General features: G+C 61.5%; 18 protein-coding genes. 15 read left to right on the forward strand and 3 right to left on the reverse strand.

Translation table 11 applies throughout. The features are described 5' to 3' along the window. Nucleotide 1 precedes the first annotated feature (1 nt). A complete protein-coding gene (locus ACKFRX_RS02675) occupies nucleotides 2-835 on the reverse strand; it encodes a dienelactone hydrolase family protein (RefSeq protein WP_005328042.1) in 834 nt (277 codons plus the stop codon). Nucleotides 836-1,039: 204 nt separating this feature from the next. Between ACKFRX_RS02675 and ACKFRX_RS02680 the strand changes: the two genes are divergently transcribed. The 12 genes from ACKFRX_RS02680 (at nucleotide 1,040) to ACKFRX_RS02735 (ending at nucleotide 15,904) form a co-directional block, all read left to right on the forward strand. Next, complete coding sequence (locus ACKFRX_RS02680) at nucleotides 1,040-3,844, forward strand: FAD-binding and (Fe-S)-binding domain-containing protein (RefSeq protein WP_408928065.1); 2,805 nt, start codon at nucleotides 1,040-1,042, stop codon at nucleotides 3,842-3,844. Between the two features lie 96 nt (nucleotides 3,845-3,940). Then, a complete protein-coding gene (gene glmS, locus ACKFRX_RS02685) occupies nucleotides 3,941-5,812 on the forward strand; it encodes a glutamine--fructose-6-phosphate transaminase (isomerizing) (protein ID WP_408928066.1) in 1,872 nt (623 codons plus the stop codon). 192 nt (nucleotides 5,813-6,004) lie between these two features. Next, complete coding sequence (locus tag ACKFRX_RS02690) at nucleotides 6,005-7,528, forward strand: ABC-F family ATP-binding cassette domain-containing protein (RefSeq protein WP_408921509.1); 1,524 nt, start codon at nucleotides 6,005-6,007, stop codon at nucleotides 7,526-7,528. Nucleotides 7,529-7,616: 88 nt separating this feature from the next. Next, nucleotides 7,617-8,714, forward strand: a complete 1,098-nt coding sequence (gene alr, locus ACKFRX_RS02695) for an alanine racemase (protein ID WP_408928067.1) — start codon at nucleotides 7,617-7,619, stop codon at nucleotides 8,712-8,714. Continuing rightward, nucleotides 8,704-9,204 (forward strand): tRNA (adenosine(37)-N6)-threonylcarbamoyltransferase complex ATPase subunit type 1 TsaE, encoded by a 501-nt coding sequence (gene tsaE / locus ACKFRX_RS02700; RefSeq protein ID WP_005326859.1) that lies wholly within the window; start codon nucleotides 8,704-8,706, stop codon nucleotides 9,202-9,204. Before alr ends, tsaE begins: the two co-directional genes overlap by 11 nt. A gap of 89 nt (nucleotides 9,205-9,293) precedes the next feature. Next, the gene (locus tag ACKFRX_RS02705) at nucleotides 9,294-10,883 is read left to right on the forward strand and encodes an aspartate:alanine exchanger family transporter (RefSeq protein WP_408928068.1); all 1,590 of its coding nucleotides are present in this window, start codon (nucleotides 9,294-9,296) and stop codon (nucleotides 10,881-10,883) included. A 163-nt stretch (nucleotides 10,884-11,046) separates the two neighbouring features. Next, the gene (locus ACKFRX_RS02710) at nucleotides 11,047-11,556 is read left to right on the forward strand and encodes a hypothetical protein (RefSeq protein WP_005326856.1); all 510 of its coding nucleotides are present in this window, start codon (nucleotides 11,047-11,049) and stop codon (nucleotides 11,554-11,556) included. Continuing rightward, nucleotides 11,556-12,263, forward strand: a complete 708-nt coding sequence (gene tsaB / locus ACKFRX_RS02715; RefSeq protein ID WP_005326854.1) for a tRNA (adenosine(37)-N6)-threonylcarbamoyltransferase complex dimerization subunit type 1 TsaB — start codon at nucleotides 11,556-11,558, stop codon at nucleotides 12,261-12,263. Before ACKFRX_RS02710 ends, tsaB begins: the two co-directional genes overlap by 1 nt. Then, the gene (gene rimI, locus ACKFRX_RS02720; RefSeq protein WP_408928069.1) at nucleotides 12,260-12,748 is read left to right on the forward strand and encodes a ribosomal protein S18-alanine N-acetyltransferase; all 489 of its coding nucleotides are present in this window, start codon (nucleotides 12,260-12,262) and stop codon (nucleotides 12,746-12,748) included. The genes tsaB and rimI overlap by 4 nt, the downstream gene beginning before the upstream one ends. A 9-nt stretch (nucleotides 12,749-12,757) precedes the next feature. Then, the gene (gene tsaD, locus ACKFRX_RS02725) at nucleotides 12,758-13,801 is read left to right on the forward strand and encodes a tRNA (adenosine(37)-N6)-threonylcarbamoyltransferase complex transferase subunit TsaD (protein WP_005326850.1); all 1,044 of its coding nucleotides are present in this window, start codon (nucleotides 12,758-12,760) and stop codon (nucleotides 13,799-13,801) included. Between the two features lie 91 nt (nucleotides 13,802-13,892). Beyond that, nucleotides 13,893-14,321 carry a hypothetical protein gene (locus ACKFRX_RS02730; protein ID WP_005322709.1) on the forward strand — a complete coding sequence of 143 codons (429 nt, stop codon included), beginning with the start codon at nucleotides 13,893-13,895 and terminating at the stop codon, nucleotides 14,319-14,321. A 122-nt stretch (nucleotides 14,322-14,443) separates the two neighbouring features. Continuing rightward, on the forward strand, nucleotides 14,444-15,904 hold the full coding sequence (locus tag ACKFRX_RS02735) for a fibronectin type III domain-containing protein (RefSeq protein WP_408928070.1): 1,461 nt from the start codon (nucleotides 14,444-14,446) through the stop codon (nucleotides 15,902-15,904). Nucleotides 15,905-15,922: 18 nt separating this feature from the next. On the opposite strand, the gene ACKFRX_RS02740 is transcribed toward ACKFRX_RS02735, so the two are convergent. Together ACKFRX_RS02740 and ACKFRX_RS02745 are read right to left on the reverse strand one after the other, a co-directional pair. Beyond that, nucleotides 15,923-16,558 (reverse strand): response regulator, encoded by a 636-nt coding sequence (locus ACKFRX_RS02740; RefSeq protein WP_408928071.1) that lies wholly within the window; start codon nucleotides 16,556-16,558, stop codon nucleotides 15,923-15,925. Next, nucleotides 16,555-17,697: a sensor histidine kinase gene (locus tag ACKFRX_RS02745; protein WP_408928072.1), complete on the reverse strand. Its 1,143-nt coding sequence runs from the start codon at nucleotides 17,695-17,697 to the stop codon at nucleotides 16,555-16,557. The genes ACKFRX_RS02740 and ACKFRX_RS02745 overlap by 4 nt, the downstream gene beginning before the upstream one ends. Before the next feature lie 112 nt (nucleotides 17,698-17,809). On the opposite strand from ACKFRX_RS02745, the gene ACKFRX_RS02750 reads away from it, so the two are divergent. The 3 genes from ACKFRX_RS02750 (at nucleotide 17,810) to groES (ending at nucleotide 20,120) form a co-directional block, all read left to right on the forward strand. Next, nucleotides 17,810-18,415 carry an ABC transporter ATP-binding protein gene (locus tag ACKFRX_RS02750; protein ID WP_408928073.1) on the forward strand — a complete coding sequence of 202 codons (606 nt, stop codon included), beginning with the start codon at nucleotides 17,810-17,812 and terminating at the stop codon, nucleotides 18,413-18,415. After that, nucleotides 18,399-19,640, forward strand: a complete 1,242-nt coding sequence (locus ACKFRX_RS02755) for an FtsX-like permease family protein (protein WP_250411585.1) — start codon at nucleotides 18,399-18,401, stop codon at nucleotides 19,638-19,640. The genes ACKFRX_RS02750 and ACKFRX_RS02755 overlap by 17 nt, the downstream gene beginning before the upstream one ends. 186 nt (nucleotides 19,641-19,826) lie before the next feature. Continuing rightward, nucleotides 19,827-20,120, forward strand: coding sequence for a co-chaperone GroES (gene groES, locus ACKFRX_RS02760; protein WP_005322702.1), 294 nt, complete (start codon nucleotides 19,827-19,829; stop codon nucleotides 20,118-20,120). The last annotated feature ends 5 nt before the right edge of the window (nucleotides 20,121-20,125 follow it).

Here is a 20,125-nt window from a genome sequence, read left to right on the forward strand (position 1 = left end):
CTTAGGCGTCGCGGGTGACGCCGGCGCGCTCGGCCAAGTCCTCGCCTACGAGGCTTTCGACCTTCTTGGCGCTCGCCTCTGGATCCGCAAAGGCGTCATAGGTGGAATCGCCATTGAGGGTGGCCAGCAGGAAGCCGGTGACCAAGCCGCGGGCGATTTCGGTAGGGCCGGACTGGAAGGCGGCGGTGCCGATAGCGAGCTTGCGCAGGCGATCTTCGGTAAAGCCGGCGTGGCTGCCCTTGTCGATGGCGCGGAAGCAGACTGGGCCATTCCAGTTATGGGCCAGCTTGGCGGGGTTGCCGGCATTGAAAATGTCTTCCTGGCCGGCGCCAATGACCAAGCCCGGGGTAGTAATGCGGCGGGCCGCCTGCACCGCAGACGGCGCGGTGATGGAAGGGTAAATCGCGGCGACGGCGGCGACCTTCTGGTTATCCAAGGCGCCAAGCACGGCCGTGCCACCACCCATGCCGTGGCCAATCATGCCGAGCTTGCCCGGGGAGACCGTAATATTGCCAGCGCCAAGCTTTACCCCAGCGGCAATCTGCAGCGCGGATTCCATATCCGCGGCCAGGTTGCGGTGGTTAGGGAAGGGGCCGGTCTCGGAATCGGGGGCTACCACGACGATGCCCCAGCTAGCCAGGTGGCGCAGGGTGGCGTGGTAATCCTTAATCTTGTGCATCCAGTCATGGCCAAAGGCCACGGCGGGCAGGCTTTGGCCCTCCGCAGGGGTATAAACCTTGCCGGTGACTCCGGCATAGTCAAGGTCGCCAACCAAAACTCGGTTGCGACCGCGCTTCGACAACGTTGCTAGATGTTTATTCAAATTCGCAGACACGCATTCAAGGATAGATGAAGATCACCCGCTAGGCGGGAAAGGGTGCGGGTTTATCTGAGAAATGTCTGCGTAGTATCCAGCCGAGCCGCGGGTGTGGTGGAAAGGCTTTCCTAAGCCCCTCCTAACTTGCGCCCCTGTGGGTAGGGGAGTGCAATGTGTGGGCAACTACATACTCTATTTTTCTGGGAAGGCGGGCTGCGGTACATGACTACCGGCGTCGTTGATGTGGAAGAACTTTCTACTCGTTATGGGATGGAGGTAAAGACCGAGGTTATTGACCGCGTGGCACATGCCTCCGATGCCTCGCACTACCTGTACACCCCTAAGGCAGTCATTGAGGCCCGCTCGGCCGAGCACGTGGCCGCCATCTTCCGCGCGGGCCGGCAGCAGAATGTTCCGGTCACCCTGCGCTCCGGTGGTACCTCCCTTGCCGGCCAGGCTTCCGGCGATGGCTACCTGGTGGACGTGCGCAAGCACTTCCGCGGCATTGAGGTGCTGGATGAGGGCAAGCGCGTGCGCGTCCAGCCCGGCGCCACGGTGCGCCAGGTCAACGCCCGCCTGGGCCTGCGCAACCGCAAGCTCGGCCCGGATCCGGCCAGTGAATCTGCCTGCACCATCGGTGGCGTAGTGGCCAATAACTCCTCCGGCATGGCCTGCGGTACCGAGCTCAATACGTATAACACTCTGGAATCGCTAACCTTCGTGCTGCCTACCGGCACCGTGATCAATACCGCCGATGCGGATGCAGACCGGCAGTTCCAAGAGCAGGAACCGGAGCTGGTGGAAACGCTCACCCGCCTGCAGCGTCGCGTGCGCGATAACCAGGAGTCCGTGGACATCATCCGCCGCCACTTCCAGCTGAAAAACACGATGGGCTATGGCCTCAATTCCTTCCTGGATTTTGATAGTCCGGTCAAGCTCTTTGAGCACCTGCTCATCGGCTCGGAGGGAACCCTGGCCTTCATTGCAGAAGCGGTATTCCGCACGGTGCCGATTTCCAAGCTGACCACCACCACGGTGGCTGTCTTTGATGACCTCACCGCCGCCACCAAGTCCCTGCCGGCCCTGCTAGATACTGGGGCGGCCACCCTGGAGCTAATGGACTCTGCCTCGATCCGCGTAGGCCAAGGCTTTGATAAGGTCCCGCAGGCCATCACCGGATTCGATGTGGACAAGCAGGCCGCACTGCTCATTGAGTACCATGCCGACGCGGAAGAAGAACTGCGCGAGAAGGAAGGCAAGGGCTCGCAGCTCCTGCGCGAGCTGCCGCTGCAATCGCCGGCTGCCTTCTCGGCCGATGCCGCTTCGCGCAATACCGCATGGAGCTTCCGCAAGGGCCTGTATGCCCAGGTCGCTGAGGCGCGCCCGTCCGGTACAACCGCGCTTTTGGAAGACATCGTCGTGCCCGTGGGGGACTTGGCTGATACCTGTTCTTCCCTGCAGGAACTCTTTGCCCGCTATGGCTATGACGACGCCGTTATCTTCGGCCACGCTAAGGACGGCAATATCCACTTCCTGCTCACGGACCGCTTTGAAGGCGATGACGCTATCGGTCGGTATAACGACTTCAACGAGGGCATGGTGGACTTGGTTCTCTCGGCCGAGGGCAACCTCAAGGCCGAGCACGGCACCGGCCGCGCCATGGCGCCGTATGTACGCCGCCAGTATGGCGACGAGCTTTACGCGGTCATGCAGGAACTCAAGCGGGCCTGCGATCCCAGCAACACGATGAACCCGGGCGTCATCTTGGACGATGACCCCGATGCGCACATCAAAAACATCAAGCTCAACCCCACCGTGGAAGAGGAAGTGGACCGCTGCGTGGAGTGCGGCTACTGCGAGCCGGTCTGCCCGTCGCGTGATCTCACGCTTACCCCACGCCAACGCATTGTGGTGCGCCGCGCCCGCAAGCGCGCGGAAGAAGCCGGCGATAGCCAGCTCGTAGCCGAGCTGGATGAGGCCTATGAATACATGGGCATCGAGACCTGCGCGGTGGATTCCATGTGCCGCACCGCCTGCCCGGTAGGTATCGATACCGGCAAGTTCATCAAGCGCCTGCGCCGCGAGGAGGCCCAGCCGGCGCAGCAGAAGCTGTGGGGCGCTGCCGCCAAGAATTGGCAGGTGGTTAGCCAAGGCGCCGGGCTGGCGCTCACCGGCGCGCACCTGCTGCCCACCGAGCTGGTCAAGAAGGTCACCGATGTGGGCCGCAGCCTCATCGGCACCGATAACCTGCCGCAGTACCAGCCGGAGCTGGGCAAGGGCGGCAAGTCCCGCGGCCGCTTGGCCGGGCGCGTGGGTGACCGCTACGCGCAGACCACCGGAATTTACCTGCCAGCCTGCGTGAACACCATGTTTGGCCCGCAGGGCGGTGGCAAAGGCACTACCGATTCCTTCGTGACTCTCTTGGAGCGCGCCGGGGTAGCGCTGGAGGTTCCGGAGGGCATCGACAAGCTCTGCTGTGGCACCCCATGGGCGTCCAAGGGCATGCAGGCCGGCCACGATGCGATGGAGCAGCGCGTGCGCGATATCGTCATGGAGGCCACCGATGGTGCGCGCCTGCCGGTCATCGTGGACGCCAGCAGCTGTACCGCCGGATTTAAGGACATGCTGGAGTCGGTAGGCATTACCGTCATCGACGCCATTAGCTTTACGGCCGATACCCTCCTGCCGCAGCTTGCGGTCAAGAACCCCGCGGCCTCCGTGACCGTGCACCCCACCTGCTCTGCCTTCCAGCTGGGCATGATGGAAGACGTGGAGAAGGTAGCCCGCGCCGCAGCGGCCGAGGTACACATTCCCACTGACTGGAATTGCTGTGGCTATGCCGGCGATCGCGGCATGCTCCACCCGGAGCTAACCGACGCCGCAACGCGCGCCGAAGCAGCGCAAGTCAAGGAAATCGGGGCGCAGTATCACGCCTCGACCAACCGCACCTGCGAGCTCGGCTTGACCCGTGCTACCGGCGAGGATTATCACCACATTTTGGAACTTTTGGAGCAGGCGACGCGCTAGTTTTCCCAGCGCACTAGCGGGCGGGGCGCTATGCCCCCGCTTGCCGACGCCCCGCCCGCCTAGAGGTTTCTTCCCCGTGCTGTAAAATCAGCAACCATGTGTGGAATTGTTGGATATATTGGTCACGCTGGTGGTGACCGTGATTACTTCGCCCTCGACGTAGTCTTGGAAGGGCTGCGCCGTTTGGAATACCGCGGCTATGACTCCGCTGGCGTAGCAATGTACGCCGATGGGGACATTAGCTGGCGCAAGAAGGTCGGTAAGGTCGCTGCGCTGGATGCCGAGATTGAGGCCCGCCCGTTGCCAGACTCCGTGCTGGGCATTGGCCATACCCGCTGGGCTACCCATGGTGGCCCTACCGACCTGAATGCGCACCCGCACGTGGTCGATGGCGGCAAGCTGGCCGTGGTGCACAACGGCATCATTGAGAACTTTGCCGAGCTCAAGTCCGAGCTTTTGAACAAGGGCTACAACTTCGTTTCCGAGACCGACACTGAGGTTGCCGCTACGTTGCTGGGCGATGTCTTCCACAACGAGGCCGCTGGTGACCTCACCAAGGCAATGCAGCTGACCTGCTCCCGCCTCGAGGGCGCATTCACCCTGCTGGCCATCCACGCCGAGCAGGCCGATCGCATCGTTGCCGCTCGCCGCGACTCGCCGCTGGTTATCGGCCTGGGCGAGGGCGAGAACTTCCTCGGCTCCGACGTATCTGGCTTCATCGATTACACCAAGTCCGCCGTGGAGATGGACAACGACCAGGTCGTGACCATCACCGCCGACGAGGTAGAAATCACCGATTATGCGGGCAACCCTGCACAGGGCAAGCCTTTTGAAATCAAGTGGGATGCCGCCGCTGCCGAAAAGGGTGGCTTCGATTCCTTCATGGAAAAGGAAATCCACGACCAGCCCGCCGCTGTGCGCGATACCCTGCTCGGCCGCTTCGATGAACAGGGCCAGCTGGCTCTCGATGATCTGCGCATCGATGAGACCGTGTTGAAGTCCATCGACAAGATCATCGTCATCGCTTGCGGTACCGCCGCCTACGCCGGCCACGTGGCACGCTATGCCATCGAGCACTGGTGCCGCATTCCTACCGAGGTCGAGCTCGCCCACGAGTTCCGCTACCGCGATCCGATCGTGAACGAAAAGACCTTGGTTGTCGCCCTGTCTCAGTCCGGTGAGACCATGGATACCCTGATGGCCGTGCGTCACGCCCGCCAGCAGGGCGCCAAGGTTATTGCCATCTGTAATACCCAGGGCTCGTCCATCCCGCGCGAATCCGATGCCGCGCTCTACACCCACGCCGGTCCGGAAATCGCCGTAGCCTCCACCAAGGCCTTCCTGGCGCAGATTACCGCCACCTACCTGCTTGGCCTCTACCTGGCCCAGCTGCGCGGCAACATGTTCGCCGATGAAATCCAGAGCGTTCTCGCTGAGCTGCGCCACATGCCGGACAAGGTCCAAAACGTCATCGATGAAGAGGACCAGGTGGCCAACCTGGCCAACTCCATGAAGGATGCGGAATCCGTGCTCTTCCTGGGCCGCCACGTCGGCTTCCCTGTAGCTCTTGAAGGCGCGCTCAAGCTCAAGGAGATCGCCTACCTGCACGCCGAGGGCTTTGCCGCCGGCGAGCTCAAGCACGGCCCGATTGCACTGATTGAGGAAGGCCAGCCGGTCTTCGTTATCGTGCCGTCCCCGCGCGGCCGCGACTCCCTGCACTCCAAGGTCGTTTCCAATATTCAGGAGATCCGCGCCCGCGGTGCCATCACCATCGTGATTGCGGAAGAAGGCGATACCGCCGTGGAGGATTACGCTAACCACGTCATCCGCATCCCGAAGGCGCCGACCCTCATGCAGCCGCTGCTGGCCACCGTGCCGCTGCAGATCTTCGCCGCTCACGTAGCCAAGTCCAAGGGCTACGACGTGGACCAGCCGCGTAACCTGGCCAAGTCCGTGACCGTGGAGTAATCCACGCCGAACGGTACTAGTTAAGCCCCCTTACTTGCCGCGTTTCTTGCGTGGGAGGTAAGGGGGCTTTGGCATTTCTTTGAAGCTTGAATCTGTTATGCTATTGGGAGCAATTGTTGTCGGTGAAAGGAGTAGGCAGTGCTCATCCGTCGTGTTTTTGCGTAAAACACTAAAGGAAGAACGGATTTAAGCATGCCTATTTTATTGAACGACCTTTCCCTAGTATGGCCCGATGGCACAACCTGCTTCAGTGGCCTAAACGGTGCCTTTTCTAGCCCTTTAACTGCGCTGATTGGGGATAATGGTGCAGGAAAGACAACTCTGTTAAACGTCATCCTTGGCAAAATCTTGCCTACTGCTGGAACGGTGGAAAAGCCGGAATCGATAGCGTACCTGCCACAAGACCTTGCTTGGAATGAAAATGATGTAGTAGCAGACATCTTCGGTGTCACCCAAGTGCTCACGGCGATTTCCGCAGTCGAAGCCGGTGAGTATGAACCAGAACTCTATGAGTTAATTGGGGAGCAATGGGACGTCGGTGAGCGCATTGCCGCTGCCCTTTCCGCCGCCGGATTGGATATCCCGTTGGACCGCCCTATCAAAAGCCTCTCTGGAGGTGAAGCGGTCCGCGTCGCTTTGGTGGCGGTGTTCTTGTCCGAGCCGGATTTCATTGTCCTCGATGAACCGACCAATAACCTCGACGGAACTGCTAAGAAGCATCTGAAAGATATGTTGGTAAATGCCGCGGCGCCGGTGCTAGTGGTAAGCCATGACAAAGACCTGTTGGATGTAGTTTCCGAGGTAGCGGAATTAAGGGATGGGAACCTACGCTTCTTCCAAGGCAACTATTCCGACTACCTAGCCACGATTAATGCAGAACAGGAAGTAGCTCAAAAAGCAGTATCTACCGCCAAGGCGACTTATAAGCAGCAACTCCGCGAACAACAAGCAATGCAAACACGAATTGCGCGTGATGCGCGCCGTGGAAAGAAGTTCGCGGAGTCGAAGCGCAAACCAGGCATGACGATGAAGCTTGATAAGCAGCGATCCGAAAAGACGGCATCACGCAGAGCGCAAATCCATTCAGACGCAGTTGAAGCGGCCCAACGCTCTTTAGCTCGAGCTGAGCGAAACATACGAGATGATGATTCGGTCTATATCGAGCTGCCACAAACTGAGCTGCCGGAAGGAAAGCGGGTTATTTCGATTCCTGGGCTGACGATTGTCGGCCCAGAACGGGTGCGCTTGTCAGGACCAAATGGAAGTGGCAAGACCACGCTCTTAAACCGAATTAACTCCGGTGAGGCGGGCTACGTGATCGGCAACTCGGGGTATTTGCGTCAACGAATTGGATTAGATCCTTCTCTAAGCGTATGGGACGTGGTTACCAACGCGAATCCACGAGAGGATCCGCAGTTCATCCGTGATCAGCTAGCTCAGTTGTTGTTTCAATCTGACTCGGTTCATGCGTTGACAGGGACCCTCTCGGGAGGCGAAAGATTTAGGGCGGAATTCGCCAGAGTGCTCTTAGCGGATCCGGCGCCGCAATTGCTAATGCTCGATGAGCCGACTAACAACATCGATATTTCAACTGTTGATTGGTTGGTCTCAGTTTTGAAAAACTATCGGGGCGCATTGCTAGTGGTTAGCCATGATGAAGATTTCTGCTCGCGGATCAAACTTACGAGGCAAGTTTCTATAGAGGACATTGGATGAGCCGACTCCAAGGTGGAGGTATCGCGAGTCAGTGCGCCACACCCTGCCCGAATTCAGCCCAAGGGTGAGCAGTGGCACAATGGTGGGCATGCTGAAAACCACGATTGATCTCTCCGCCATTGCGCACAACGTCCGCCGCATCAAGGAAAAGGTGGGTCCGGAGGTCAAGCTGATGTGCGTGGTCAAGGCCGATGCTTACGGGCACGGCGCGGCCAAGGTTGTGCCGGTGATGGCGCGCGCCGGTGCGGATTGCTTTGGCGTGGCCACCCTGCGGGAGGCGGTGGACCTGCGCCGCGCGGGCGTGGATGCGCCCATCGTGGCGTGGATTTGGCAAACAGATGAAATCCTCGAAGAAGCTTTGGCGAACGGAATCGAGGTAGCGGTCAACTCCCTTGAGCAGGCGCATAAGCTGGTCAAGGCCGATTTTCCTGCCGAGGTATACGTCAAGGTGGAAACCGGCATGCACCGCTCCGGTGTGGACGAAGGGGATTGGGCAGAGACCTTTAAGGTGCTGCGCGATGCCCCACACATCAAGGTGCTTGGGCTCATGTCCCACTTTGCGTGCGCCGATGAGCCGGATAATCCGCACAATGACGCCCAAGAGGAAGCGTTCCGCACGGCCCTGCAGCTCGCGCGTGAGATTGGCTTGGAATGCCCGGTCAATCACCTGGCCAATTCGCCCGCAGTGCTGACACGTCCGTCCTCTTATTTCGAGCAGGTGCGCGTCGGCGCCGCTTGCTATGGCTTGGAGCCCATCGAGGGGCGCGAGCATGGCCTGCGCCCGGCCATGACCTGGTCCGGTCAGATTTTTAACGTCAAGCCCATTCAAGCGGGTGAGGGCACGTGCTATGGACTCACATGGAAGGCGGATAAGCCGGGATTTTTGGCCACGGTGGACTGTGGCTATGCCGATGGCCTGCCGCGCGGCTATCAGGGCGACTTGCACGTGGGCATTGGTGGGCACCTCTACCCGCAAGTAGGAAGAATCTGCATGGATCAGATCGTGGTGGACTTAGGTGAGAACCCGCATGGCGTGGACACGGGGCAAGATGCCGTGATCTTTGGCAACGGGGGAGTATCCGCCACGGATCTCGCCGCGGCAGCAGGCACCATCAACTATGAGGTGGTGTGCCTGCCCGATGGCCGCACCGAACGCGAATATATAGGAGAAGATGATGCGCAGTAGTTTCCCGGAATCCGGCAGCCGCGACCTATCCACGGTGGAAGACACCTATGCCTTTGGTGAAGAGCTGGGTGCGGCGCTTGAAGCCGGCGATGTAGTGATCCTGGATGGGCCGTTGGGGGCTGGAAAGACGACGCTGACGCAGGGCGTCGCCAAGGGCATGCAAGTTAAAGGTCGCGTTACCTCGCCAACCTTCGTTATCGCCCGCGTGCACCGCTCAACGGTGGGCGGGCCGGACCTTGTGCACGTGGATGCCTACCGCCTGCTCGATGAAGGCGGTGCTAATTCTGGGGACCCGCTAGGGGAGCTCGACGCGCTGGATCTGGACACGGAGCTAGAGGACGCCGTGGTTATTGCCGAATGGGGCGGGGGACTCGTGGAACAGATTGCGGAGCGCTACCTATTTATCAGCATTGACCGCGAGCCGGTGGACTATGCCGGCGCAGAAGAGGATGTTCGCCGCTTCACATGGTCTTGGCAAGGTGTTGTATAGCACATATCTTGACCTTAAGGGGGATTAAGTGATGAATATCCCAGAAAGCAAACTTGATCCGGGTATAACCACCACGTAATTCTATTAAGGTGTTGAATTTTCTCGCCTCAAGTCCTTTGCTATCTCTCTTCGTCATCATGGCGGTGGGTCTAGCGATTGGCAAGATCAAGATCTTCGGCATCTCTCTCGGTGCCGCGGCCGCGATGTTTGTGGCACTGGGTCTATCTACTGCCAATCCTGATATCCAAATTCCGCCGCTGGTCTATCAATTTGGCCTGGCGATCTTCGTTTATGCCATTGGCCTCAACTTCGGGCCTTCCTTCGTCCGTGAGTTTAAAACCCGCGGCTGGAAGCTCACCGTCTTTATGCTGGGCATGCTGGTTATTTTGGTCGCCGTTGGCTATGGCCTTATCCGTGCCTTTGGCATGAGCGTGCCAGAGGCCGTCGGTATGTTCGCCGGTTCGCTCTCCTCCACGCCGGGCATGGCTGCCGTGGTGGAAATGGTGGGCGATTCCACCCCGGTCGTCGGTTACTCCTTGGCCTACCCAGGCGCGGTGATTGGCGCGATTCTCGTCGCCGCCATCGGCGCCAAGGTTGTCAAAGCCAACCATGAGGAAGATGCCCGCGCAGAGGGCATGATTCCCGCCGAGCTCGTAGCCAAAGGCGTGCGCCTGACCAAGAACTTCAATGACACCGCTGGCCATATCTACCGCGTTACCGGCCAGACCGTAGTGGCTACTCGTATCATCTCCGATGAGGAGCGCCACCGCCTCGCCGTCCCGGAAATGCCACTGTGCGAGGGGGAGGCCTACCTGCTCAACGGCTCCGAAGAGGCCGTCGATAAGGCCATTGAGATCCTGGGTGAAGAACACCCAGTGGAGCTGACCGAGGACGCTGGGCTTAAATACACCCGCGTTACCGTGTCCAACCCGGAAATTGCCGGTAAGTCCATCCGCGAGATCAAGGCCCTCGACCACGGCTTTATCATCGCTCGTATCCGTAAGGGCGATAAGGACCTCGTCCCGCACCCAGACACTGTGCTCAACTACTCGGATCGCGTTCGCGTGGTCACCAGCCCGAGCCGCCTGCCGTACGTGCGCAAGTACCTCGGTGACTCTGAGGCCGCGTTGGGTAATGCGGACCTGCTGTCCATGGCCATCGGACTGACCTTGGGTATGCTGCTTGGCCTCATCCCGATTCCGATGCCGGGTGGCTCCACCCTGCAGCTGGGCTTTGGTGGCGGCCCCGTGGTCGTTGGCCTGCTCTTGGGCTACCTCAACCGTACCGGCCCGTTGAACTGGCAGATGCCCTTCCACACCCGTGAGACCTTGTCCAATATGGGCCTTACCTTGTTCCTGGCCGGCGTGGGCACCTCGGCCGGCGCCTCCTTCCGTGATGCCCTGACGGATCCGTCCTCCCTGACCATCATGGGCGTGGGCCTTATCATTACGCTGGTCTCCGCCATCCTGATCGGCGTCATCGGCATGCTGGTGCTCAAGCTGAAGTGGGACGAGGCCATGGGTTGTGCGGCCGGCATGACCACCAACCCCGCAGTCTTTGCCTACATTCGTGATCAAACCGGCACCGAGTTGGCCGGCCGCGGATGGGCCACGGTCTATCCCACCACAATTATCGGCAAGATTATTGCCTCGCAGGTATTGCTCTTGCTGTTGCTATAGCGGCAATATCTCGCGTTAATTACTCACCCACAGGGTCGCCCGCCTACACTGGCAGGCACTACCCTGTGGGTTTTGTGTTGCGGTGAACCAGGTAGCATCGGTTGCCAGAATTACCGCCGCCCGCCTGAAACTTAAACATTTTTCAAGGAGCCATACTCACCCCATGACTAAATTCGCTCGCAACCTCACTGCCGTCATCATCGCCATCTTTATCGTTGTCATGATGGTTCTTCTTGCCTCCTCCACGCTGCGCGAGGAAAACCACCTGGAGGGCAACCTCTCCTCCACGCTGGCCAAGGCGCCAAATAACTTGGAGGTCATGACCGTCATGCCTACCGATGTCTATGGCGAGGAGTACCCCGCCATTGGTTTCATCTGCCCGGGCATGCGCGAAGACAAGGTCAAAGAGGCACAGATCGATACCGAGAACATCACCTTTGAAGATGGTGCGGTGCCGGAAGGCAAGAGCTACGCGGTAGCCATTTCCCAGAGCGCTAAGCCCTTCATCGAAGAGCTGGATCCGAAAAAGGTGGAGGTGTGCGAGATGATTGACATGCAGGTCAAGGCCATGGAGCAGCAGGGCCAGAGCCTTGATGGCGGCGTTCCCATGATCCAGGGCACCCAGCCGCTGGGCTTCCAGCGCGAGGATGGCACCTGGAAGATGGTTGCCTAATGCGCGTCCTCGCGATCGACACGGCCACCACCGCCCTGGTTACCGGGGTGGTGGATACCGTCACCGGGCAGACCACCGGGCGCGTGTTGGAGGATACCCGCGCGCATAATGAGCTGCTCATTCCTACCATCACCGAGGTCCTCGCAGAGGCGGGCATGGAATATTCCGACCTCGATGCGGTGGTCACCGGCGTGGGCCCGGGACCATTTACCGGGTTGCGCGTGGGTATGGCGACGGCCTCCGCGCTTGCCGACGCCCTTTCTATCCCCCTCCACGGCATCTGTACCCACGATGCCATCGCGGCCGCCGCCGACCTCCACGTAGAACCTGCCGCCGCGGCCGACGAGGCGACCGCCTTGGTGGCTACCGACGCCCGCCGCAAAGAGATCTACTGGGCCACTTATCGCGCTACCGACTCCGGTGTGCAGCGCATTTCTGGTCCTGCGGTGACGAAACCGGCCGAACTCGAGGTGGAACTTGCCTCCACCGCCGAGGTCATCATTCCTGACCGCCTTGCTGGGCAACTTCCCGAGCGATTCGCCGCCCTCCCGCACCGCGCGGCCCATCCGACCGCGTCGGCCCTCGTTGCCGCGGCCGACCTCGAGGCAGAACCGGCCCCCGTCGTGCCGCTGTACCTGCGCCGCCCAGATGCGGTCCCGCCAAAGCAGCAACAGCTTTCTGCCGCCATCCCGAAGGTCGAGCTGTGAGGCTGCGCGAGCTAACCCCGGCCGATGCACCCCGGTGCGCCGAGCTGGAAGAGGTCCTTTTTCCAGGCGAAACTCCGTGGTCCAGCCGGATTTTCCGGGAAGAAATGGCCCAGCCCTTCAACTTCTATTTCGGGGTGGAAGGCGCGATCGAGGAACCAACGCCCGTAAAGCTGTTGGGCTATGCGGGCATCGGCATGATGGGCCCGGCCGCGGACCCGGAGTTTGAAATCCACACCATTGGCGTCGACCCCGCCGCGCAGCGCCGCGGCATCGCGCGGATGATGATGGACAATATCTGCCATATCGCGGATCTCAAGGACGCCCCGGTCTTCCTCGAGGTTCGCGTGGGCAATGATCCCGCTATTGGCCTGTATGAGCGCTACGGCTTTGCCAAGCAGGGGATCCGCAAGAACTATTACCAACCTTCCGGGGCGGATGCGCACGTGATGGTGCGCCCGCGTCAGTCCGATCGCCCAGAAGATTAAGGAGCAGTCATGAAGATCATGGGTATCGAGTCCTCCTGCGATGAAACCGGCGTGGGCATCGTCGAGCTGCGCGAGGACGGCCACATGGAGATCATCGCTAACGCCGTTGCTTCCTCCATGGAGCAGCATGCGCGTTTCGGCGGCGTCGTCCCGGAAATCGCCTCCCGTGCCCACCTTGAGGCCATGCCGCAGGTCATGCAAGCGGCGCTGAATGAGGCGGGCATCGAAAAGCCGGATGCCATCGCCGCCACCGTGGGACCTGGCCTGGCCGGTGCCTTGCTGGTGGGAGCCTCGGCCGCCAAGGCCTATGCCGCGGCCTGGGGCGTGCCTTTCTACGGCGTTAACCACCTCGGCGGCCACGTTGCGGTGGCCAACCTGGAAGGCGAAGAGCTGCCGCACTCGGTGGCCCTCTTGGTCTCGGGCGGGCATACGCAGCTGTTGGAGGTAGAGGCCGTCGGCAAGCCCATGCGCGAGTTGGGCTCTACGCTTGACGACGCCGCCGGTGAAGCCTACGACAAAGTCTCCCGCCTCCTTGGTTTGGGCTACCCGGGCGGCCCGGTGATTGATAAGCTCGCTGCCCGCGGCGAGGCCACCATCGACTTCCCACGCGGCATGTCCCGCGCCGAGGATCTGCGCGGCCCACACCGCCACGACTTTTCCTTCTCCGGGCTCAAGACCTCCGTGGCCCGCTACGTGGAACGCGCCGAAAAGGCAGGGGAGACCATCAGCGTGGAAGATGTATGCGCCAGTTTCCAAGAAGCCGTGGCCGATGTCCTGACTGCCAAGGCCGTGCGTGCCTGCGAGGACACCGGCGCCCGCGTGCTGTTATTGGGAGGCGGCGTGGCCGCTAATTCCCGCCTGCGCGAGCTGGCCGCCGAGCGCTGCGCCGCCGCCGGGGTGGAACTGCGCGTGCCGCGCTTTTCCCTGTGCACCGATAACGGCGTGATGATCGCGGCCATCGGCGCGCAGCTCATCCACGAAGGCGCCCAGCCCTCTGGTCTCGGCGTAGGCACCGATACCCAGCTGGATGTAGAAGAGCCGCAGTTAACCTAAAGTTCTTCTCGCTCGCGCTGCAGGCGGGGCAGTGGGCCGGTACTCTAAAGAGCGTTCATGCCCTCTTGGCTTTCTGAAGGAGCTTTCTCTCATGACCGTCGGTTTCCTTGTCAACCCTGATCTCACCCGCCGCAAGCTCGAGTTCGAGCTGGAACACGCCAACCAGTTCCTGGGCGGCACCACCGAGGACCGCGTCTCCGTTGTATTCCAGGAAGATGGCACCACCTACGCCGCGCTCTACAACCCCGAAGCCAAGGCCGAGGGCGCCGAGCCGAACCCGGTAGCCTCCCTGGCGCGCAACGCAGCCGCCACCGGCAACGCCGCTTTCCTGCAGGATCCCATCCGCTCCATCTGCGGCCCCGTCATTTTTGTCGATGCTGAGGGCGAAGACACCACCATCGATGCCGTCATCGAGTCCGTGGAACAGGGCATTCGCGCAGTGAAGAACTACCGCGAAGATAACCCGGAGGAATACACCCTCTGGCGCGCGGCCGTTATCAACTCCGATAAGAGCCTCTAAACCCCAGCCCCTCACAGGTAGGGTTCAAACGCTTTTCGCGCGCTCGTAATACGGTGTTCACATTCTTATGGTGTTCTAGGGAGCCGTACCGCTTCTTCTAAGACTCCAAAGGTGAAAACTGTATGCTTCGTTCATCGCGCTTCGTCGCCTCCTTCGCCACCGCCCTCGCCGTGGGTGGCGCCGCCATCGTGCCCGCCACCCCGGCGCTGGCCGCTGACTCGCCCATCTACCGCACCATCCTGCAACCGGGCGAGGATGAATCCCAGGTCATGGTCACCTGGCGCACCAAGTCCAAGGCAGACGAGGTCCTCGAGGTCACCGGCCCAGAAGGCACCACGACCTTCCGCGCCGACGAGCGCGACTTTGGCGCCTTGCTGTACAAGTCCCAGTTCGCCACCGCTACCAACCTGCAGCCGGATACCGAATATTCCTACCGCGTTGGTTCCGAGGAAGGCGGCTGGTCCGAGCCAGAGACTTTTAACACCGGCTCCAACGGCGATGACTGGTCCTTCCTTACCGTCGCTGACCCGCAGATCGGCGTGGACCTCAAGGTGGATGACCAAGCCGAACAGTGGCGCAAGACCATCGGTCACGCGGCTTCCCACGTGCCGAATGCCAGCATGATCTGGTCGCTGGGTGACCAGGTTGAGGGCTGGGGTGCGCAGGTACCGCAGTACGATGCGTACTTCTCCGCCCCGGAGATTCGTCACATCCCCACCAACACGGTCCCGGGCAATCACGAGACTTATAACCTTACCATGAAGCATCATGATGAGCATTTCTCCAACCCGCATCAGGCGGACGATATCCGCGACCACTACTTCGAGCGCAATAACGTACTCTTCATCGGCCTGGACTCCAATGCTTCTTCCGACGCCGATATCGCCCGCCACGAGCAGTTCCTGCGCGAGGCCATCGAATCCCGCGGCGCGGATAATGACTGGATCGTCGTCGGCATGCACCACGGCCCGTACTCCCAGGGCTCGCATCACTTTGATAAGGACGTCACCAACCTGCGCGAGAAGCTCACCCCGGTGCTGTCTGAACTCAATGTCGATGCCGTGCTCTCCGGCCACGACCACATCTACACCCGCAGCCACCTGATGAAGAACAACAAGCCGGTCCTGCCTGAAAAGAAGCCGCAGCGCGGCGATGTTCTCGAGCCCAAGGATGGCGAGGCGCTGTACTTGACCACCACCACCGCGGGCGGCGGCAAGTACTACGACTTCACCGACGTGAATAACAAAAAGCACAAGGGCGCGCGCATGGAGACCATCGATCCAAAGCTTGCCCACGAGTCCACCGCCATGTGGCGCCAGGACTACACCGAGGACTACATGCGCGTGGACGTCTCCGATGACAAGCTCACCTTCACCACCTTCAACGAAGGCGATAACACGCTGGTGGACAAGGTTTCCCTCAAGAAGAAGGATCGCGGCGCTGCGCCTGCCGACGACGCCACCGACCCCGCCGACTCCACCGAGTCCACCGACCCAGACACCCCAGAGGTGCCCAAGGATCCGGAGGACGGCAGCTCCCTGAGCTCCAGCGATATTTTCGGCGGGCTCAGCTCGAAGAAGTAGCTAGCGTCGCCCCATTGGCTAGCGCTCCGTATGGCGCAGCCACGCCAATACGGCCTTGACCCGCCGGTTGGAATCCTCGGGCCGAAACCCGAGCTTCATAAACACATTGGAGACATGCTTGCTTACCGCTCCGGCGGTAAGAACGAGCGTGTCTTCAATTTCTTTATTGCTCAATCCTTGGGCCATAAGCCCCAGTACCTCCCGCTCGCGGGCGGTGAGCTGGGCTAAACCAGTACGCCGCGCCGACAGTAACGCTGTGACCACCTCGGGGTCCACCACGGTGCCGCCGCGGGCGACCTCGTCTAGCGTGCGCACGAATTCTTCCACATCAGAAACGCGCTCCTTGAGCAGGTAGCCAAAGCCGCCGTGCTCCAAGAGTTGGTCGAGGTAGCTTGCCGCTACGTATTGGCTCAACACCACCACCGGCTGGGTGGGATTGGCTGCTCGCAGGTCATGCACGGCGCGCAAGCCATCGTCGGTCATGGTCGGTGGCATGCGTACATCGCTGATAATCAGGTCAAAATCTTCCTGCCCGGCAATAGCGCGCAGTTCTTCGGCATCCGTGGCCGCCGTAACGCTGTGGCCCAAGGTGCTAAGTAGCTGCTCGAGCCCCGCGCGCAGCAGCGCGGAATCTTCCGCTAGTAGTAGTTTCATTCGGCCTCCTTCAGCGGTAATTCGACCTGCAGTCGGCCACCGCGTTCGCGCGCAGCCGCGTCATCTGCTGCCGAAAAGTTCACCGTTCCGCCCAGTGCGGCGGCGCGTTCGCGCAGCCCGGCGAGACCGGTGCCCGGCTCACCTGGCTTCTTGGCTGCGGGGCCGAAGTCAGCTCCGGGGCCGGGGCAGGGTCCGGTGCCATTATCAACGATGTCTAGGCGCAACGTCTGCCCGAAAGCAACCGTTACCGTCGCCTGGGTGGCCGCGCCATGCTTGGAAGCATTGGTAAGCGCCTCGGCCACCGCGTGGTAAGCCAGCAGGGCAGTGGTTTCATCCACGGAGCGCTCAGCACCTTCGACGTGTAGTTCGGTCTCCAGTCCGGAGTGGGCGAGTAGCTCGTCGAGGGCGGGGATTAATCCGGCGTCGAAAAGCACCTGCGGGGCAATGCCGCGCACCGTCGCCCGCAGGGAGGCCAAGGCCAATGAGGCATTATGTTCCGCATCGGCCAGGGCCGGTTGCGCCTCGGGAGGGGCCTGCAATTTCGCCGCGGCCAGGTTGAGCTTGAGTGCGGTGAGGTACTGCTGTGGGCCATCGTGCAGCTCGCGTTCGATGCGGCGGCGCTCGCCGGAAAAGGCATCGATAAGCGTGGCGCGCGAGGCCGCCAACTCCTCGGCCGAAGGGCTCAACGCCAGCCGGGTTAGCGAGGTTGACGCCAAGACCAAGAGGCGGTTAAGTCCTACCAATAAAGCCACCAGCAGCGCCGCGGTGAGCCAGCAGGTAAAGAAAATGAGCGGCCGGTTGGAGGTAGACCACCCACCAAAGAAGAATTCGGTATTTGGCACGAACGGCGCAATTGCCAGCACGCCCGCCGAAAAGCCCACGGCAGTCCACGCGGCAAAGCAGGCAGCCGAAATCAATAGCTGCACAATAAGGTGATAAAACTGCTGCCAATCAAACCACCGGCCTGCGCGCCGAGGTGGGATCTCCACGCCCATCCACCGCGCACCCAACCGGCCGACAAATTCCGCGGCGCGTCCCACCAGCGGAATCCACGGCAGCATCAGCACCGAAACCACCAACGCCGGGATAAATAGCGCGCCGAGGACGAGGCTCCACGCGCAGGCTTTGAGGGTTCGCATAACCCATGAGCCTAGCCGCCTTACCCAGGGTGGGGCAGTAGAGCTAGCTCTACCATTTTCTGGGCGGCCCACTCCATGTCTTTCTTCTGCGCGGCCGAGTGGAATCAAAGGCATGTTAAAAGCAGATAACCTCAGCAAGCGCTACGGCCGCCGCACCGTGCTCAATCGCGTGAATGTGTCCATCGCCCCAGGCGAATTCGTCGCCATCATGGGGCCTTCCGGCAGCGGGAAAACCACGCTGCTGAACCTGTTATCCGGGCTCGATAAGCCCACCTCCGGCCGAGTCAATGCGCCGGGGCGCAAGCAGCGAGCCTTTGTGTTTCAGGACTATAACCTGCTGGAATCCCTCAACGCGCAGCGCAATGCCACCTTGACCGCGCGCTTTTCCGGCCGGCGGCCTGCACGCGGCAAGGTGGCGGAGGTCTTTAATTCGTTCGGCCTTGCTGGGTTGGAGCGCCGCCTGCCCGCGCAGCTTTCCGGCGGGCAGCAGCAACGCGTGGCCGTCGCCCGGGCATTGCTGGCCCAGGCGCCCTATATCTTCGCCGACGAGCCTACGGGCGCGCTTGACGACGCCACCGCATCCACCGTCCTTTCCCACCTGCGCGCCGCCGCCCGCGATGGCGCCAGCGTGGTCATGGTGACCCACTCGCACCTCGCCGCTGAGGCGGCCGACAGGATCATCTCCTTAGAGGAGGTGGCCCATGCTGGTGTGGCTTAAGGACTTACAGTCCAATTGGCTATCGTGGCTGGCCGTGGCGCTGACCCTGGTGGTGTCTTCCACCTCGTGCACCCTGGCGCTGGCCATGCTGGTTGCCTCCTCCGGGGCCGAAGAAAATCCCGCCGGCCCGCTGGGTGGCACGGTGCTGGGCATGGCCCTGTGCGTGGTGGTGTTGGTGACGCTATCGCAGATGCGCCTTATCATCGCCGAGCGCGAGCCGGTCTACCGTTCTTGGCGCATGGTGGGCATGCCCGGGTGGATGATCGTTGCCTTCATTCTGGGCCAAGTCGCAGCGGTCAGCGCGGCTGCCGGATTTCTCGGCGTGCTGCCGGCCCGACCTCTGCTTGACCCGTGCGTGCGCGCCCTGCGCAGCGACGGCATCCCCATGCCGGATATCGCCGTTACCGGCCAGGTCACCGCCATTGCGGTATCCGTCTGCACGTCCGCGGCCCTGGTTGGTGCGCTGCCTCCGCTGCGCCGCGTGTTCCGGCCGCGTACTCCCGCACACCCGATGTGGCTTCTGGTGAAATTCCTGCTTGCGGCCGCGGCTATCGGCGGCACGGTCTACGGGTGCCTGCACATCGATGACCCGGGTGACCTCTTGTCGGCCGAGATGGGGCTCGTCATCCTCGTCGCCCTCTTCTTACCTTGGCTCATGCCCGGTATCGACCAATGGACCCGCGCGGCCGGCATCGCTGGGGCCAACGTGCGGGTGCGCCGGCACTTTTCCACCCCACACATCGTGCCGTGGGTGCTCCTCGGCGGCTTTATCGTCGCCGTCGGCTCGGGCCTGCGCTTTGGAAACGATGCAGGCGTCGGCGGCACCTTGTCCTCGTGGCAGGTCTTTGTCGCCCTTTTAGGGCCGGTCTTTGCCCCCAGCATCGTGGGCGCCGTGCTTACCTCACTGCTCATGCGCGGGCGCATCGCCTCCGATATCCGCGGCCTCACGCTGGCTGGCGCCACTCCCTCGGCCTGGGCGCGCGTGCAAGTAGGGGAGGCGGCGTGCCTCACCCTGACTGCGGCCGGCGTGGTCTGGGCGCTGTGCTTGGCGACGCTCCTCCCACTCCACCACCTGCTCACCCCACAGGTTTCCTTCGGCCGAACGCTGGTAGACGAGCTGTGGTGGCCGGCCTTCGCCGTGATTTTTGGTGCCATGTTTATCGCCGTGGGCGTCGTCAAGCTGGCGCTGGCCGGCTTTGTCCGCGCCGGGCAACGAGAGCGCTGAAGGGATCGCTGAGGGTGTCGGAATGTGGGCCGGGTCATTGTTGAGGGTTAGCAGTCACGAGGGTAGAGTGCTAATCAGGTTGTTTGACCCACAGTTGTTCACCCGCGACGACGGCTGTGCTGGACATCCACAACCGGCACGCGCGCGCCATACCGGCGCGCATACGAACACTACGGAGGAAACATCATGGCAAACATTAAGCCTCTCGAGGACCGCGTCCTCGTACAGATCGTAGAAGCTGAAACCACCACCGCTTCCGGCCTGGTTATCCCGGATTCCGCCAAGGAAAAGCCACAGGAAGCTACCGTCGTTGCAGTAGGCCCAGGCCGCACCAACGACAAGGGTGAGGTCACCCCGGTAGGCGTCAACGAAGGCGATACCGTGGTCTTTTCCAAGTACGGCGGCACCGAGCTGAAGTACAACGGCGAGGAGTACCTGCTGCTGTCCTCCCGTGACCTGCTCGCCGTCATCGAGAAGTAGGCCCA

This window comes from Corynebacterium tuberculostearicum (genome assembly GCF_046097465.1).
GTDB classification, from domain to species: domain Bacteria; phylum Actinomycetota; class Actinomycetes; order Mycobacteriales; family Mycobacteriaceae; genus Corynebacterium; species Corynebacterium tuberculostearicum_I.